The 17,343-nt window shown below is 31.0% G+C and carries 15 protein-coding genes and 1 tRNA gene; 9 read left to right on the forward strand and 7 right to left on the reverse strand.

The features are described 5' to 3' along the window. Nucleotides 1–2 precede the first annotated feature (2 nt). From ACKC83_RS04875 to rpiB, 3 genes are read right to left on the reverse strand one after another with little or no spacing between them, the layout of a single operon-like run. Nucleotides 3–413, reverse strand: a complete 411-nt coding sequence (locus ACKC83_RS04875; protein ID WP_434037214.1) for a hypothetical protein — start codon at nt 411–413, stop codon at nt 3–5. Between the two features lie 2 nt (nt 414–415). Next, nucleotides 416–1,327 (reverse strand): cation diffusion facilitator family transporter, encoded by a 912-nt coding sequence (locus tag ACKC83_RS04880; RefSeq protein WP_434037215.1) that lies wholly within the window; start codon nt 1,325–1,327, stop codon nt 416–418. After that, the gene (rpiB, locus tag ACKC83_RS04885) at nt 1,328–1,762 is read right to left on the reverse strand and encodes a ribose 5-phosphate isomerase B (protein WP_414035893.1); all 435 of its coding nucleotides are present in this window, start codon (nt 1,760–1,762) and stop codon (nt 1,328–1,330) included. It lies immediately after the preceding gene. A gap of 727 nt (nt 1,763–2,489) precedes the next feature. Between rpiB and rnr the strand changes: the two genes are divergently transcribed. The 3 genes from rnr (at nt 2,490) to ACKC83_RS04900 (ending at nt 6,234) form a co-directional block, all read left to right on the forward strand. After that, a complete protein-coding gene (gene rnr / locus ACKC83_RS04890; RefSeq protein WP_434037216.1) occupies nt 2,490–4,679 on the forward strand; it encodes a ribonuclease R in 2,190 nt (729 codons plus the stop codon). Between the two features lie 157 nt (nt 4,680–4,836). Further along, a complete protein-coding gene (locus tag ACKC83_RS04895; RefSeq protein ID WP_434037217.1) occupies nt 4,837–5,511 on the forward strand; it encodes a head GIN domain-containing protein in 675 nt (224 codons plus the stop codon). 42 nt (nt 5,512–5,553) lie between these two features. After that, nucleotides 5,554–6,234: a LysE family translocator gene (locus ACKC83_RS04900; RefSeq protein WP_434037218.1), complete on the forward strand. Its 681-nt coding sequence runs from the start codon at nt 5,554–5,556 to the stop codon at nt 6,232–6,234. A gap of 52 nt (nt 6,235–6,286) precedes the next feature. Here the strand turns inward: ACKC83_RS04900 and metE are convergent, their stop codons facing one another. Beyond that, nucleotides 6,287–8,605, reverse strand: a complete 2,319-nt coding sequence (metE, locus tag ACKC83_RS04905; RefSeq protein ID WP_434037219.1) for a 5-methyltetrahydropteroyltriglutamate--homocysteine S-methyltransferase — start codon at nt 8,603–8,605, stop codon at nt 6,287–6,289. A gap of 167 nt (nt 8,606–8,772) precedes the next feature. On the opposite strand from metE, the gene ACKC83_RS04910 reads away from it, so the two are divergent. Beyond that, complete coding sequence (locus ACKC83_RS04910) at nt 8,773–9,237, forward strand: Lrp/AsnC family transcriptional regulator (RefSeq protein WP_434037220.1); 465 nt, start codon at nt 8,773–8,775, stop codon at nt 9,235–9,237. 45 nt (nt 9,238–9,282) lie between these two features. On the opposite strand, the gene ACKC83_RS04915 is transcribed toward ACKC83_RS04910, so the two are convergent. Both ACKC83_RS04915 and folB read right to left on the reverse strand, forming a co-directional pair. Further along, nucleotides 9,283–9,353, reverse strand: a tRNA-Cys gene (locus ACKC83_RS04915). A 53-nt stretch (nt 9,354–9,406) separates the two neighbouring features. Next, nucleotides 9,407–9,769, reverse strand: coding sequence for a dihydroneopterin aldolase (folB, locus tag ACKC83_RS04920; RefSeq protein ID WP_434037221.1), 363 nt, complete (start codon nt 9,767–9,769; stop codon nt 9,407–9,409). Between the two features lie 134 nt (nt 9,770–9,903). Here folB and ACKC83_RS04925 point away from each other — a divergent pair, with 134 nt between their 5' ends. From ACKC83_RS04925 to ACKC83_RS04945, 5 genes are all read left to right on the forward strand, one after another. Further along, a complete protein-coding gene (locus ACKC83_RS04925) occupies nt 9,904–11,928 on the forward strand; it encodes a glutamine--tRNA ligase/YqeY domain fusion protein (RefSeq protein ID WP_434037222.1) in 2,025 nt (674 codons plus the stop codon). A gap of 147 nt (nt 11,929–12,075) precedes the next feature. Then, a complete protein-coding gene (locus ACKC83_RS04930; protein ID WP_434037223.1) occupies nt 12,076–13,098 on the forward strand; it encodes a lipoate--protein ligase in 1,023 nt (340 codons plus the stop codon). Nucleotides 13,099–13,157: 59 nt separating this feature from the next. Continuing rightward, on the forward strand, nt 13,158–14,747 hold the full coding sequence (locus ACKC83_RS04935; RefSeq protein WP_434037224.1) for an ATP-binding protein: 1,590 nt from the start codon (nt 13,158–13,160) through the stop codon (nt 14,745–14,747). Continuing rightward, nucleotides 14,744–15,376 (forward strand): response regulator, encoded by a 633-nt coding sequence (locus ACKC83_RS04940; protein ID WP_434037225.1) that lies wholly within the window; start codon nt 14,744–14,746, stop codon nt 15,374–15,376. The genes ACKC83_RS04935 and ACKC83_RS04940 overlap by 4 nt, the downstream gene beginning before the upstream one ends. Before the next feature lie 104 nt (nt 15,377–15,480). Further along, nucleotides 15,481–15,789 (forward strand): hypothetical protein, encoded by a 309-nt coding sequence (locus tag ACKC83_RS04945; protein WP_414035884.1) that lies wholly within the window; start codon nt 15,481–15,483, stop codon nt 15,787–15,789. Nucleotides 15,790–16,016: 227 nt separating this feature from the next. Here ACKC83_RS04945 and ACKC83_RS04950 read toward each other — a convergent pair whose 3' ends face one another. After that, the gene (locus ACKC83_RS04950; RefSeq protein ID WP_414035883.1) at nt 16,017–17,027 is read right to left on the reverse strand and encodes an acyltransferase family protein; all 1,011 of its coding nucleotides are present in this window, start codon (nt 17,025–17,027) and stop codon (nt 16,017–16,019) included. Nucleotides 17,028–17,343 lie beyond the last annotated feature (316 nt).

Raw genomic sequence — 17,343 nt, forward strand, 5'->3', positions numbered from 1 at the left:
AATTAAAACGATTTTCTTTTTATCACTAAAGTTTTTAAATCTACTAAACTAACTTCAAAATAATATGTCCCTTCAGTAACCTCTGTAGATTCATCATAAAATTTTGGAGTATAGCGAAATACTTCTTGCTCTGTCTGAATTAAAATAACAGCCTCCGAATGTATACTATTAAACAGTTTGTAAGCACTATATGTTCCTTTTTTTGTGTTATCGTATATCTGGATAACATTTCCAGAACGTATTTCTGCGCGTTTCCAATTGTAAGGTGTATTATTACGTAAGCCTACCATAAGAGATTCCGGTTCGGGAATTAAATCGTCTGTTACATTATCTATAATTTGCTCACAAGATGTTAATAGTGATATACTTATAACTATAAAGAAGGTATAAAATACAGATCCGTTTATTTTCATATTTAATCTTGAACTATAACATCTTTAGGATCTTCTCTATTAAACTCTGGCTGAATATTAACATGATTAATATGAAATTTATCCGCTAGAAGTGTTTCAATCTGAAACAAAATTACATTAAATTGGGTTAACGAAATGTCTTCTTTAAATTCTAAATGAGCTTCTAAATGCAATTCGTCATCATTTAAATTCCAAATATGAACATGATGTAACTTATTCACTTTAGGCATCTCATTAATTTCTTTAACCACATCATTTAAGTTAATATGTGCTGGTGTAAAGAGCATAATCATTTTTGTAGAGGTTATTAACAAATCTAAACCCACCCAAATAAGATAAATTCCAATTAAAAAAGTAAGCACACTGTCTACCCAATATACTTGGTAAAATTTCATAAGTAAACCGCCTATTAACACGGCTACACTCGCCATCATATCTGTAAATAAATGCAGATAGGCACTACGCATATTAAGGTTAGACTGGGAATCTGCTTTTAATAACAATACGCTAAAACCATTGGCTAAGATACCTAAGAGCGACAACCAAACAACAAGATCAGATGCGATGGGTTCTGGATGTTTAAAACGTTTAAAAGCTTCAATAATTAAAAGAACTGCGATAATTATTAACGTAGAAGCATTAATAAATGCGGCTAAAATTTCTGCACGCTTATAACCAAAAGTTTTCCCCATAGATGCCTTTTGTTTAGACAGTCTATTTGCTACATAACTAACTATTAAAGAAATTACATCTGTAAAATTGTGTAAGGCATCACTTAATAAAGACAAGCTACCGGAAATTAATCCACCGATAGCCTGACTTAATGTTATGAGTATGTTTAGAAAAATAGAAATAATTAAATTTCTACCTTTTAAACTAGGGTGTTCATGATTATGTTCGTGAGACATTGACATTTAACAACTTACTGGAATTTTATTTACACGGTTTTGGTGGCGTCCACCTTCGAAAGCAGTTTCTAAAAATGCATCTACCATTTCTATAGCTTGCTGTACAGCAGTATAACGTGCTGGAATACTTAAAATATTTGCATCGTTATGTTGTCTTGCTAAAACAACGATTTCTTTAGACCAACATAAAGCAGAACGAATTTCTTGATGCTTATTAGCAGTCATGTTTGCTCCGTTTCCACTACCGCAGATAATAATTCCAAAATCTACTTTCTTATTAGTAACATCTAAAGCCACTGGATGTACAAAATCTGGGTAATCAACACTGTCTGATGCATCGGTACCATAGTTGTTAACAACGTAGCCCTTTGCTTCTAAATGCTTTACGATTGCAAATTTATAATCTGTTCCTGCGTGATCATTTCCTATTGAAATCTTCATAATGTATTACTCTATTTATTAGTTATATTTATTGTGATACTGTTCGAAATATTAAGGAGGTAAATGTACGAAATGATGGTTAATAAACCACCTAAATGCCTAATAATTAAATACTTTACACACCTAAATTAATTATGAATTTGATAGTAAGTATACCATTTATAAACGTTTACGTAACAATTGTTCATAAAAACAGAATTAGTATTAATTAATTGTTAATATCTCTTGATTACTTTTTGAAACTTTTTCTTTTAAATATCAAAAAATTTTACAACCAAACATTATGTAATACACTCCAAAAATTTAACTCATTTTCTTTAGAAAAGTTTTTAGACCAAAACGAACTCATATAAACATCAAATTTCAAAATTTTTATTAAACTTTTACTGTGAAATCACGTTATCAACAATTGTTAACAACGTAATAAAAACACTTCAAAATAAACACTTTAATAGTCTAATAAGATGTTCACTTCCTATCGATAGACTGAAAACTAAATAGAATCAAAATAAAACCTAAAAAAGTTATACCGCTATTAACAGACTATAATAACAACCATTTTTTTTTTTAAATTTTAAAAGAAAACTAATTATATATATATATATGTGGATAACTGTTTTTGTAAACTAAAATAGATTTGAATTTTAAAAGAATAGTTAAACTTCTTAATAAAGAAACAATGATTTAGTTTTTAAAATGTAGCTTTGTTATTATTCAAATGAAGATTATGACAAGAAAGCGAAAAAAGAAAGCTTCAAAAGGAATTTCTAATCTCTCCCAAACGATTTTAAATATTCTAAGAAAGGAACGTAATAAGACCTTTAATTACAAACAAATAGGTGCTATCCTGGAAGTAAATGATGCCAGTAGCAGAAATCAAATTATAAAAACACTTCAACAATTACTTGCTAAAAAAGAAATTGAAGAAGTAGAACGTGGTAAATTTAAAGCCATTGTGACTACCGAATACCATACCGGAATTTTAGATTTAACAGCTAAAGGTGCAGGTTATGTAATTTCTGATGACTTTGAAGACGATATTTATATTGCTTCAAATAATATTAACAAAGCCCTAAATGGAGACGAAGTAGAACTGTATGTTTATAAACGACGTAAACATGGAAAGGTAGAAGGCGAAATTACAAGAATTATTAAACGTGCTAAAACAGAGTATGTTGGAGTAATTCAGTTAAGTAAAAACTATGCTTTTGTAGTGGTTGATGGTAATAAAATGTATAAAGACATTTTTGTGCCAATTAACAAAGTTAACGGTGCAGAAGATGGTGATAAGGTGTTAGTAAGTCTAGAAGATTGGCCAGATAAAGCCGATTCTCCTAACGGAAAAGTACTTAAAGTTTTAGGAAAACCTGGCGAACACAATACCGAAATACACGCTATTTTAGCCGATTACGGTTTACCATACGAATTTCCAGCAGAGGTTGAAGAGTTTGCAAATAACATAGATACTTCGATAACGGAAGACGAAATTAAAAAGCGTCGCGATATGCGTAAGGTGTTAACATTTACAATAGATCCAAAAGATGCGAAAGATTTTGATGATGCATTGTCTTTTGAAGTTTTAGAAAATGGAAATTACGAAATCGGAATCCATATTGCCGATGTGTCGCATTACGTGCAAGAAGGTACCATTTTAGACGAAGAAGCATACGAGCGTGCAACATCTGTGTATTTAGTAGATCGTGTAGTGCCTATGCTTCCAGAAATTTTATCTAATAATGCGTGTTCTTTACGTCCGCATGAAGAAAAATTTACGTTCTCGGCAGTGTTCGAACTAAACAATAAAGCACAAGTTGTTAACGAATGGTTTGGTAGAACCGTAACATACAGTGATGCACGTTTTGCTTACGAAGAAGCCCAAGCGATTATAGAAAGTAAATCGAATACCATTCCTGCAGAAGTTTCTTTAACTGGGGAAACCTATTTAGCAGAACAAGCCGTTGCAGATGCTGTTTTAAAAATGGACGAATTAGCCAAAATTATGCGTAGTAAGCGTATGAGTTCTGGTGCGATTTCGTTTGATAAAGTTGAAGTAAAATTCAATTTAGACGAAGATAGCAATCCAATAGGTGTGTTCTTTAAAACGTCTGCAGATGCCAATAAATTAATTGAAGAATTTATGTTACTGGCAAACAGAAAAGTATCGGAATTTGTTGGAAAACAAAAACCAGAAAAAACGTTTGTTTATCGTGTGCATGATGAACCAGACGAAAGCAAATTACAAGCCCTTCAAAATGTGGTAGCTAAGTTCGGTTACAAATTAAATTTTAAAGATAGTAAATCCATTTCGTCCTCATTAAATGGATTATTGAGTGATGTTGTTGGTAAAAAAGAACAAAATTTAGTCGATACTTTAGCGATTCGAACCATGAGTAAAGCTGAATATACCACGCATAATATTGGACATTACGGTTTGGCATTCGATTATTATAGTCATTTTACATCGCCAATTCGTCGTTACCCAGATGTTATGGCACATCGCTTGTTACAGCAGTATTTAGATGGCGGAAAATCGGCTAACGAAGCCATTTACGAAGAGAAATGTAAGCATTCTAGTAGCATGGAATATTTAGCGACTAAAGCCGAACGGGATTCGATTAAGTATATGCAGATTCGTTTTATGCAAGATCACGAAGATGAGGAATTTGTAGGTGTTATTTCCGGGGTTACCGATTGGGGTATTTACGTCGAAATTGTTGATAACAAATGCGAAGGTATGGTGAGAACTCGAGATATAAAGGGCGATTATTATGAATTCGACGAAAGTCAGTTTGCAATTATTGGTCGCGAATCTAAAACCATGTATCAGTTAGGAGACGAGGTTATTGTAAAAGTTAAGGATACAGATTTAGTTAAAAAACATCTAGATTTTAACTTGATAGGAAAACCAAACGCGTAAAAATTAACGTTATATTTTGCTGAATATCATTCAGTATCAAATAAAAACCATCAATATAATGATTTGTATTGATGGTAAATTAAACCATGAAAATTTGAAATAGATTCAAGTTTTCATGCTGTTTAGCGTATTAGTAAAATTATATTATACATTGAAAATGAAACAGTTAGTTGTATTATTTATGGCATGTTTATCTCTTGGATTACATGCTCAAGACAAAGTAGAAAAAACAGTTGGAGAATTTAAGGAACTTAAAGTTTACGATTTAATTCAGGTTAATCTTATTAAATCTGATATTAACAAAGTTGAAATTACTGGAAACAGTGCGAACCATGTAGAAACGGTTAATAAAAATGGAACTTTAAAAATTAGAATGAGCTTAGATAATAGCTTTAACGGCGAAAGCACTAAGGTGAATGTGTATTACACATCTATAGATGTTATCGATGCAAACGAAGGTTCGTCTATAAGTTCTAAGGATGTTATAGAGCAATTTGAAATTGAATTAAGAGCCCAGGAAGGTGCTAAAATAGATGTGCCTTTAAACACATCTTTCGTAGTTGTAAAATCTATTACTGGTGGAGAGATTACAACCAACGGAACCTCTAAAAATGAACAGATTAATATTTTAACAGGTGGTATTTATAATGGTCAATTATTAGATTCAGAAACGTCTAAAGTGACTATTCATGCGGCGGGAGAAGCGCATGTAAAAGCATCAAAAACTGTAGATGCTACTATCCGTGCTGGAGGAGATGTTTACATTTATGGAAAACCAGAAGAAGTAAACGAAAACAAAGTTTTAGGCGGAAGAATCCTAAGAGTGGACTAATTCCTTTAAGTTTTACTAAATTTGCGATAGAGATCGCATGATATGTTAGAAGACATTTTAAGAGCAATTCCGTTCGGAATATTGTTATCCTTTACTATTGGACCAGTTTTTTTTGTATTGCTAGAAACTAGTGCTACAAAGGGGTTTAAGAGCGCTCTTATATTCGATTTAGGCGTTATACTTGCCGACGCTTTTTTTATAGTGGTTGCATTTTATAGTACGAGTCGTATTTTAGATCGGATTAAAGACGATCCTAATTTCTTTGTTTTTGGTGGTGTTCTACTTGTTGTTTATGGCGTTATATCTTTTGTAAAGGCACAAAAATCATTTCGAACCATATTACGGGAATATCACAGTGTAGAAGTTCAGAAGAATTATGGAAAGCTATTTATGAAAGGCTTTTTGCTAAATTTTATAAACGTAGGTGTGCTTTTAGGTTGGTTGAGTTTTATAGTAATTGGAAACTCTATGACCGATAATGAATATGGTATTCATGTCTTTTTAGGTACTATTCTAGCCGTTTATTTTATTGTTGATATTTTTAAAATATTAGCGGCTAAAGCATTAAGAAGTAAGTTAACACCTCGTATTATTTTTAAAACTAAAAAAATAGTATCTCTTGTTATTTTAGGGTTTGGAGTCTTGTTACTCCTTCAAGGATTTTTCCCAAAAGAAAAAGAAATATTAAAAGATACTATAGAGCAAATTAATCCGTTACATTAAACATCTAAAATCCAGAGTATTTGTATAAAATAGCTCTGGATTTCTTTTTTTATTACGCTTCTATTTGAAATTCTGCTCTTAATTTTTTTGCTGTATTTACTAAGTGAGTTAGTGCTTCTTTAGTTTCTGGCCAATCTCTTGTTTTTAGTCCGCAATCTGGATTTACCCAAATATGTTCAATAGGTAATAAGTTGCAGGCTTTTTTTAGTAGCAATTCTATTTCTTCAGAATTCGGTATTCTTGGTGAATGTATATCATACACACCTGGACCAATTTCATTCGGATATTTATAATCTACAAAAGCATCTAATAATTCCATTTTAGAACGTGAGGTTTCAATAGTAATTACATCTGCATCTAAGGCAGCGACGCTATCAATAATATCATTAAATTCAGAATAACACATATGTGTGTGTATTTGTGTACTATCTGCTACACCACAAGCCGAAATTTTAAAAGATTCTATTGCCCAATCTAAGTACGCTTTCCAATCTTCTTTTCTAAGAGGTAAACCTTCTCTAATGGCTGGTTCATCTATTTGAATCACTTTTACTCCAGCAGATTCTAAATCTAAAACCTCATCACGTATCGCTAGAGCGATTTGTTTACAAGTTGTGGCTCTTGGTTGGTCATTTCTAACAAAAGACCATTGTAGTATAGTTACGGGTCCTGTAAGCATCCCTTTTACAGGAACGTCTGTTAAGGATTGTGCATAAGCTGTCCAATTTACGGTCATAGGATGTGTTCTAGAGACATCTCCAAAAACAACTGGAGGTTTTACACAACGGCTTCCGTAGCTCTGTACCCAACCAAAACTGGTAAATGCAAAACCATTTAACTGCTCTCCAAAATATTCTACCATGTCATTTCTTTCAAATTCGCCATGTACTAAAACATCTAATCCAATTGATTCTTGAAAACGAATAGTATCTTCTATTTCATCCTGAATTAATTGGTCGTATTCCGTTTGTGAAATGTCACCTTTTTTAAATTTAGAACGCCAACTTCTTACGGTTTTAGTTTGTGGAAAAGATCCAATTGTAGTGGTTGGAAATAATGGTAAATTTAAAATGCTTTTTTGTTGACTTTGGCGTTGCTTAAAAACAGATTGTCTAGAACTATCTTGTGGAGTTAATTTAGATACTCTAGATTTTACTGATTCATCATGAATTAATTTTGATGTGCTCTTGTTTAAAATAGCATGTTTGTTTGCTTTTAATTTAACTATATTTTCATCAGAATTTGGATTAATAACTAATGCTTTTAATTGAACTAATTCTTGAACTTTTTGTTTAGCAAATGCTAACCACTGCTTAACTTCAAGTGGTAAATTTTGTTCATTAGTTTCCAAATCTAGATCTATCGGACTATGTAATAAAGAGCAAGAAGAGGCAATCCAAACTTTATCTTTTCCTAATACAGCTGTCGCTTTTTTAATGTGTTTTAAACTTTTTTCAAAATCGTTTTTCCAAATGTTTCTACCATCAATAATACCCAAAGATAAAATAGTGTTTGTATTAAAAATTTCAGCATTTAATATATCATCTAATTGAAGTTGGCATCTTACTAAATCCAAGTGTAATGCGTGAACTGGTAATTTTAGAACAGTTTCTAAATTGTCGCCATAACAATCAAAATAATTAGCTAATATAATTTTTAGTTTAGGAAATGCTTCTGCTAATTTAGTGTAGGTTTTAGTAATAGCTTCTTGTTCTTTTACAGATAAATTTGTGGTTAAACAGGGTTCGTCAAACTGAATATATTCTGCACCTTCATCGATTAATTTTTCAACTAATTGAAAATATACAGGAAGTAATTTGTCTAATAAATCTATGCGATGAAAATTAGATTCTGTTTCTTTTCCTAGCAATAAAAATGTCACAGGCCCAATAAGTATGGGTTTGGTTTTTATACCCAACTCTAAAGCTTCTTTAAATTCATTTACAGCTTTTAAATTTAGAAGTTCAAAAGTTTGATTTTTACTAAATTCAGGTACAATGAAATGGTAATTCGTATCGAACCACTTTGTCATTTCCATAGCTATGATATCTAACCCTTCTTTTTGTATGCCACGTGCCATGGCATAATACAATTCTAACGGATTATCTTTTAATGTAACATCCTTATAACGTTCTGGAATACAACCTAAAGTAAGTGTTAAATCTAAAACTTGATCGTATAAAGAAAAGTCGTTCGAGGGAATTAAATCTACACCTAATTGGTGTTGATATGTCCAATTATCTTGTCTAATTTTAGCCGCATTTTGTAAATGATTTTCTAACGATATGTCATGTTTCCAATAGGCTTCAGAAGATTTTTTAAGTTCCCTTTTACTTCCAATTCTAGGATATCCTAAGAGGTTTGTTTTCATATTTATTGAATTTTTTAATTAGTTTTAAAATCTTTTCAAAATTATAAATACATTCTTATTATCTTTAATCTTTTAAAAAATAGGATTATAAACCTGAAATTGTATATAATAATGTTTGTTTTATCTTTTTATATGTGGATAAAATAAGCTTTACAGAATAAAACACTATGCATCAATTAGACAGTACAGATATTCAGCTATTAAAACTACTTCAAGAAAACTCTAATGTGACTACAAAAGAGTTAGCTAAGCGCGTAAATTTATCTCCAACTCCAGTTTTTGAACGGATTAAAAAACTTGAAAATGAAGGTTACATTAAAAAATATGTTGCTGTTTTAGATGCAGATAAATTAAATAAATCTTTAATCGCTTTTTGTAGTATTCGTTTAAAGCAACACACTAATATTATAGGGAACAAATTTGTTCACGATATTAAATCTTTAAAGGAAGTTACAGAATGTTATAATACGTCTGGAGATTTCGATTTTTTATTAAAGGTAATTGTAACTGATATGAAACATTATCAAGATTTTGTATTGAACAGTTTAGGATCGATTAAAAATATAGGAAGTGCCCACACAACCTTCGTTATGGGCGAGATTAAACATAGTTACGATATTCCTATTGATTAACTTTAGTGCATAAAAAACCTTCAAGAAAACTTGAAGGTTTTGAAGAGGCGTCGAGCGGATTCGAACCGCTGTACAAGGTTTTGCAGACCTCTGCCTAGCCACTCGGCCACGACGCCGTAATTAACGGATTGCAAATGTAGAAAAAATTATGATTCTACACTACTTACTTTCACTTTTTTCTTTTCTCCGTCATTTTAATTGTTACCATTTCTACATCACCACCAATAGGAGGGTTAAGTTTACTTACATTAATTGTGGCTTTATTTACTGAATTATTTTCGTTTAAAATTCTTACTAATATCCGTTTAGCAACAGTTTCTAAAAGGTAAGAAGGTGTTTTCATTTCTTCTCTTACAATTCTGTTTAAAAAGACATAATCTACCGTATCTACCAGATTATCCGAAAGTGCCGATTTTTGTAAATTGGCTTTTATAACCAAATCCACACGGTAATCGCTACCTATTTTTGTCTCTTCGGTTAAACAACCGTGATTAGCGAAAATTCTTATGTTTTCTACTTTTATAATGCCCATAAGCTTATAAATAAATGATGTTTTATGGATGAATATTTTGGATAAAATTAATCATTATCTCTTAGATTAATAGTAAGCAAGCGGATATTTCATTAATTTTGCGCTTTATTTTTAATAGGTATTCATATCAATTTATGTCTGAAGAAACAAAATCACTCAATTTTATTGAACATATTATAGAAAACGATTTAAAAACCGAAATATCTCAAGATAAATTACGTTTTCGTTTTCCACCAGAACCTAATGGGTATTTACACATTGGGCACACTAAAGCTATCGGAATTAGTTTTGGTTTAGGTGAACGTTATAATGCTCCTGTAAACCTTCGTTTCGACGATACTAATCCTGCTAAAGAAGAGCAGGAATATGTAGACGCGATTAAAGAAGATGTCTCTTGGTTAGGTTACCAGTGGGATAAGGAAGTGTATTCTTCAGATTATTTTCAGCAATTGTTCGATTGGGCAGTGCAACTTATAAAAGATGGAAAAGCATATGTCGATTCGCAATCGTCTGAAGCTATGGCCGAACAAAAAGGAACGCCTACACAACCAGGTGTCGATGGTCCATTTAGAAATAGAACTGTAGAAGAAAACTTAGATTTATTCAACCGTATGAAAGCGGGAGAATTCGACGAAGGCGAACATATTTTACGTGCTAAAATAGACATGCAACATGTTAATATGTTAATGCGTGATCCTATTATTTACCGTATTTTAAAGAAAGAACATCACCGCACAGGCAATACATGGTGTATTTACCCGATGTACGATTGGACGCATGGTGAAAGCGATTATATAGAACAGGTTTCGCACTCTTTATGTTCTTTAGAATTTAAACCTCACAGAGAGCTTTACGATTGGTTTTTGGACCAATTGGTTGTAGAAGATAAATTACGACCAAAACAACGCGAATTTGCACGTTTAAACTTAAGCTATACCATTATGAGTAAGCGTAAGTTATTGCAATTGGTGGAAGATGGTGTGGTTAACGGTTGGGACGATCCGCGTATGCCAACTATTTCTGGGTTACGTCGTCGTGGTTATACGCCAGCGGCAATCCGAAAATTTGTGGAAACTGTTGGGGTGGCTAAGCGTGAAAATGTAATCGATGTTTCGCTATTGGAATTTTGTATTCGTGAAGATTTAAACAAAACGGCACCGCGTGTTATGGCGGTTTTAGATCCGGTGAAGTTAGTAATTACTAACTATCCAGAAGATAAAGAAGAATGGTTAGAAGCAGAAAATAATCAGGAAGACGATAGTGCTGGATTTAGACAAGTGCCATTTTCTCGCGAATTGTATATTGAACGTGACGATTTTAAAGAACAAGCGAATAGTAAATATTTCCGACTAACTTTAGGAAAAGAAGTCCGTTTAAAAAACGCATACATCATTAAAGGAGAAAGCGTTGTAAAAGATGATAACGGTAACATTACCGAAATTCATGTAAGTTACGATCCGGATACGTTAAGTGGTAGTGGCACAGAAGCAAGTTTGCGTAAAGTAAAAGGAACTTTGCATTGGGTGTCTATAAAACATGCAGTTAAAGCTGTAGTTAGAGAATACGACAGATTATTTATGGACGAATCTCCAGATAGTCATGCCGATAAAAGCTTTATGGATTTTATTAATCCAGACTCTTTAAAATTAATTACGGCTTACGTAGAACCGAGCTTAAAAGAAGCAAAAGTAGGCGAGCGTTTTCAATTTCAACGTTTAGGGTATTTTAATGTCGATTACGATTCAACTTCAGAGCAATTAATTTTTAATAAAACAGTTGGTTTACGTGATTCTTGGACAAAAGAAAAACCAAAAGCGCAAGCGAATCAAAATCAGAATCAGCCTAAATCTAATCAGCCACAACGTAAGGCTATAGATGTGATACAGCAATTTGGTAAAAAATATACGAATTTACCAGATGCTAAACGTGAGAAAATTAAAGCCGATATTTTAGAATTGGCAGAAAAAGTGTCTTACGACGAATTAGAGCCGTTATTTGGAACTGCGGCTAAAAAAGTAGGTACACGTATCGCCGCCATGTTAACGTTGCAAGTACTGCTTAAAAATGGCTTAGAACGTAACGCTGCTATTAATGAATTTATAGAAAAAGGATTAACAGATGGTAATGCGCTTTTAGTTGCAGAAGCATCAGAGATATAATCTGAATTTAATTGATATATAAAGCCTTGAAATAGTTCTTATTTCAAGGCTTTTTTGTTTCAAATAATTAAAAATGATAAGTGAGATTTGTAATCTATTACGGGGATTCTAAGTATTTTTGTAAAACAACTTTTTAATTTTTGCAGTATGGTTTTTATAGATAACGAAGGCGTTACAGATCCGCATTTAAATTTGGCTTTAGAAGAATATGCTTTAAGGCATTTCGATACTAATACCGATTATTTGTTGTTTTACATTAACGAACCATCAATTATAATTGGCCGAAATCAAAATACATTAGAAGAAATAAATCAAGAGTATATTACAGAAAAAGGCATTCACGTGGTGCGCCGCATTAGTGGAGGAGGAGCTGTATATCACGATTTAGGAAACTTAAATTTTAGTTTTATCACCAATCATGATAATGCTAGTATGCATAATTTTAAAAAGTTTACTGCACCAGTTATCGAAGTCTTGAAAAACTTTGGAATAGAAGCCGAACTTATTGGAAGAAACGATATTTTAATAGACGGTAAAAAAGTCTCCGGAACAGCACAATTTACTACTGGAAAACGCATGTTTAGTCATGGAACGTTGTTGTTAAGTACCGACTTAAACGAAGTGGCTAATGCGTTACAAGTTAAGATGAGTAAAATTCAATCTAAAGGTCATAAATCGGTTAGAAGTCGGGTGGCAAATATTAGCGATTTTTTAGAGGAACCATTAACTATAGAAGCTTTTAGAAGTTTAATTTTAGAAGGTTTATATGCAAACGATAAAAATTTTAAAACTTACGAATTTACAGCAGAAGATCGTGAAGGAATCGCCAAATTAAAAGCAGATAAATATGACGATTGGAACTGGAATTACGGGCGTTCGCCTAAGTTTAATATTCAGCGTACAAAACGTTTTCCTATAGGTGAAATTGATTTGCGAATTTTTGTTGAAAAAGGACACATCGCCGAGTTTACCGTATTTGGAGATTTCTTTGGAAAAAAATCGGTTGAAGAACTTTCAGCTATTTTTATCGGACTGCCTTACGAAGAAACAGCTATTAAAAATGCTCTAAAAGATACAGAACTTACCGAATATTTTGGAGCTATCGATAGAAATGACTTTATTACTATGATTTATGGAAACGACGACATAGATGTGACAGCGGCTAATTAATGAATTTAAGAACTCTAATATTAATCATTATAAACAGCGTGATATTTTTCGTGATATTCATGTTGTCTATTACGTTTTATAATGAGTTTTCGAAGGTTTTAGACGACAGAATATTACTTCAGCTAAATTCTGTAAAAACATTAAAACAAATTCAGGTTGAAGATTTAATCAACAGTGAATGGAATTCATTTTTAAATGAAACTTCTAAGGATACTGCTACTTTAAATTTTAACGTTCCAGATCATATACTTAATACACCTGGAATTTACGATTTAACTACTTACGAACCGCAAGGAAACACTACTATTGGACTTATTTCCGATTATAATGGTATTCCAAAGGTTAAGATTATAGCATATAATAAAATCAAAAATATTTTATTAGAACGTGCTGGAATGGGAAGTAGTGGGGAATCTTATTTGGTGGGATCAGATTTTTATATGCGATCGCAATCTCGATTTATTCCCGAAAAAACACCATCGACTATTGCGGTTAAAACGCAGGGTGTTATAGACGCATTTTCTGGTAAAATTGGTAGAGGTGTTTTTAAGGATTATAGAGGTGTAGAAGTTTATAGTGTGTACAGTCCGATTAACGTTTCTTACCTTAAACTGGCTATACTTTCAGAAATAGATAAGAGTGAGGTTAAAGCCCCTTTGGAAGAACTAAGATTGAAGTTATTAGGATTAACCGTTTTAATAATGATTATCGCTATTATTTTATCACTTTTCCTTACTCGAATTATAACAAATCCTATTGCCAATATGAGAAAAAGTCTGAAAATTATGGCCGAAGGCCATTATAATGAGACTAAGCAATTTGTAAAAAATCCAAGCGAAGTTAAGGACATGTTTGAAGCACTAGATTATTTAAAAAAATCGTTGCAAGGTGCCGTTGTTTTTTCGAAAGAGTTGGGTAAAATGAATCTTAATTCTCATTACGTTCCAAAAAGTGAACACGATGTATTGGGGAAAAGTCTCATTAAAATGAGGGATAAGCTAATTGAATTTAGAAATAAAGAAAATAAGAATAGTATAAATACCAAGCGTCAATTGGTAGATGGTTTGGAGAATGAAAGACGCCGATTGTCTAGAGAATTACACGATGGTGTTGGTCCGTTATTAACCTCCTTAAAATTCTATATCGAAAATCATATACAAGATAAAAATCAGAAGTTAGAAATGATACGAATTTTAGATGGTACAATTTCTGAAATTAGATTAATGTCTAACGCCTTAATGCCATCTACTATAGATGATTTTGGAGTAGGTATTGCCTTAACAAATTTTGTAAATACAATTAAAAAAACGTCTGGGATTTCGATTGAATTTGAAGATTTAACACAAGGGGATGTGAGTAAAATCACTAAAAATCAGGCTATAAATATTTTTAGAATCGGTCAAGAATTAGTTAATAATGCTTTAAAACATTCTAATGCTAATAATATTAGGATTTCACTTTCGGAATTCGATGATTTTATATCGCTCTTTTACTTTGACGATGGTATAGGATTTGATTTAGAAAATGTGAAATTAGGTTCTGGAATTACCAATATAAAAGAACGTGTAGACATTTGTAATGGACAAATTTACATGCAATCTGAAACAGGAAATACAACTTTTGAAATTGAATTACCAATAGAGTTATGAATAAGATAAAAATTATAATAGCAGACGATCATGAGCTTTTTAGGAATGGTTTAAAGGAACTTCTTATAAAACATAACGATATAGAGGTTTTAGCTTCTGTGGGCGACGGTATTGGTTTTATGGATGCGATAGAGAGATATAAAGATGTTAGTATTGTTTTATTAGATCTTACTATGCCTAATATGGATGGTTTCGACGTATTAAAAGCGCTTAAAAATGAGAGTCCAACCATCAAGCCTATTATTATTTCTATGCATAACGATGGGAATTACATTGCCAAAAGTGCTAAAGCAGGAGCCTATGGATATTTACTTAAAAATACCGATGAGGATGAACTCATAAAAGTGATTCGAATAGTGAGTCAGGGTAAAAAATATTTTAGTCCTACAATCTCCGAAAAGATGATAAATTTTATGTCGGAACAAAAGATTAGCGAAAATATAATTTCTAATAAAGAAAAGGAAGTTTTAGGTTTGATTTCTAGAGGATTAACAACTAAAGAAATAGCCTCTAAACTGTTTGTTAGCACCAGAACTATAGAAACACATCGCGCTAATATTTTAAAAAAGTTAGATGTAAAGAATACAGCCGAACTTATAAAGAAAGCCACTGAAATAAATCTGATTTAATACTTTATCCGTATTTATACGGATACCGATTACGTGGTTTTTGTGACCTGTAAACACCCTATGTATGGCTTAATTTTGTACTAAACAAAAAAACATAGCATAGCATGAAAAATATATATTTAGTATTAGGTTTACTTTTAGGGTCTACAAGTATTGCATTTGCACAAGATAGAAATGATTTTACTGGACCGGAATATAAAAATTATAAAATTTGGGAACATGAAACTACCGCTTCCGTGATAGCTGTAGAGACTAATAAGGAACAGGTTACAGGTCCCGAATATAAAAATAAAAAGGCATGGGAGCGTAGTGATTCTGATAAAACGTATGCTGGAATTGTAATTGGTTCTGAGCGTTCAAAATTAAAAGGACCTGCGTATAAAAATTACAAGCCTTGGAGAGACAATAAATAATATAAATTTTCCTCAGAACATTCTTTTAATGTGAATTGGATTTATTAGTTAAACGAAAAGCGCCTTAACAAATTTGTTAAGGCGCTTTTTAATTTTATATCGGTCCTAAAAATAATACCTAAATACGCTATGATTTTTTAGTTATACCTTTAATTATTGAAGCGTTTAGGATGTTGATTTTCGGAGGATTATACGCAGAATATTAAAATTTTAAGGAGGTTTGTTTTTTAGTTTCCAATTAAATATCTACTATTTTTACCAAATATTTTTTTTGTGATTAACGTAGTATATAGAGAGAGCGAAATGACAATAATTGTTCCTAAAATATAAATAAAATAATCATTCCGAAATTCAATATTTAAAGAGTTCATCACTTTTATTATTAATTGAATATAAATACAATGAATAAAAAATATACCAAAACTATTTTCAGCTAATTTATTTAAAATTTTAATTTTTGTATTTTCAAATCTTTCTAAAAAAATAAAGAAAAAGAATATAAAAAAAACTTTTTGAAGAATCATTAAATCTGCTTTTTTAATATATTCTAAAAAATTATTTGTTGAATTTATAACATATGGTATAACAGTTAAAAAGCCTAAAATTAGAATAAAAAACTCCTTTCCTTTCAGTTTTTTTTGAATACTTTTTTTATTTATAGATACATATATTCCCATCAAATATATGGGAGTGTAATAAATAACATTGTGTAGAAACGCATAAGGGTTAGTAGTAATATTTCCTCTATGAATATAAAGTGAAATGATTAAAGAAATAATGATAAATACTATTTTTTGGTTGTTATCAAGGGTAATAAATTTTATAAAAAGAGGTGATAAAATAAATACAATCATAATAAATGGAATGTACCAATAGGCTGATACAATTCCTCCAGATAAATAAATCATCAAGATACTTGTTTCAAAGATTTGAGATGTATCAAAAAACAAATACAGGCAAAGTATAGTTGTTAAAAATAAATAGGGAACAAGTACATATTTAATTTTTTTTATTATAAATTTTTTAAAATTGAAATTTTGGTAAAAAATATGATAAAATAAATAGCCTGAAATAAAGACAAAAAAAGCAGTTCCTCCTTGAATTGATTTAGTAATTAACTTATAAACTATATTTTTATTATCAAAATTAATTAATTCAAAGCAATGACCGGATACTATTATTATAATGGCAACTGCCCTAAAATAATGTATTGAATTAACAAATTGTTTTTTTTCCATTTGTAACAAATCTATTAATAAATATGAATTGGTAAAGAGAGAAATTATTTATTATTTAATTATTACAATTAGTTCTTGATTTTCATCGTCATGAACAGTATAATAAATTTCTATTATTTTATTATAATAATAATTTTAATTTATCAAAAATGAAGTCCATATATCACTTCTAAAAGACAATATATTTTAATAAATGTATTGCCTTGTTGTATATAATAAAACCCGTTTAAAATTGCTTTAAACGGGTTTTGTATTTTTTTAAATGAACTCCTATATTTTGAATTTCTATATCGTGGTTTTTATTATCACGATTTTA

This window comes from Formosa bonchosmolovskayae, from assembly GCF_051016085.1.
Lineage (GTDB): Bacteria > Bacteroidota > Bacteroidia > Flavobacteriales > Flavobacteriaceae > Formosa.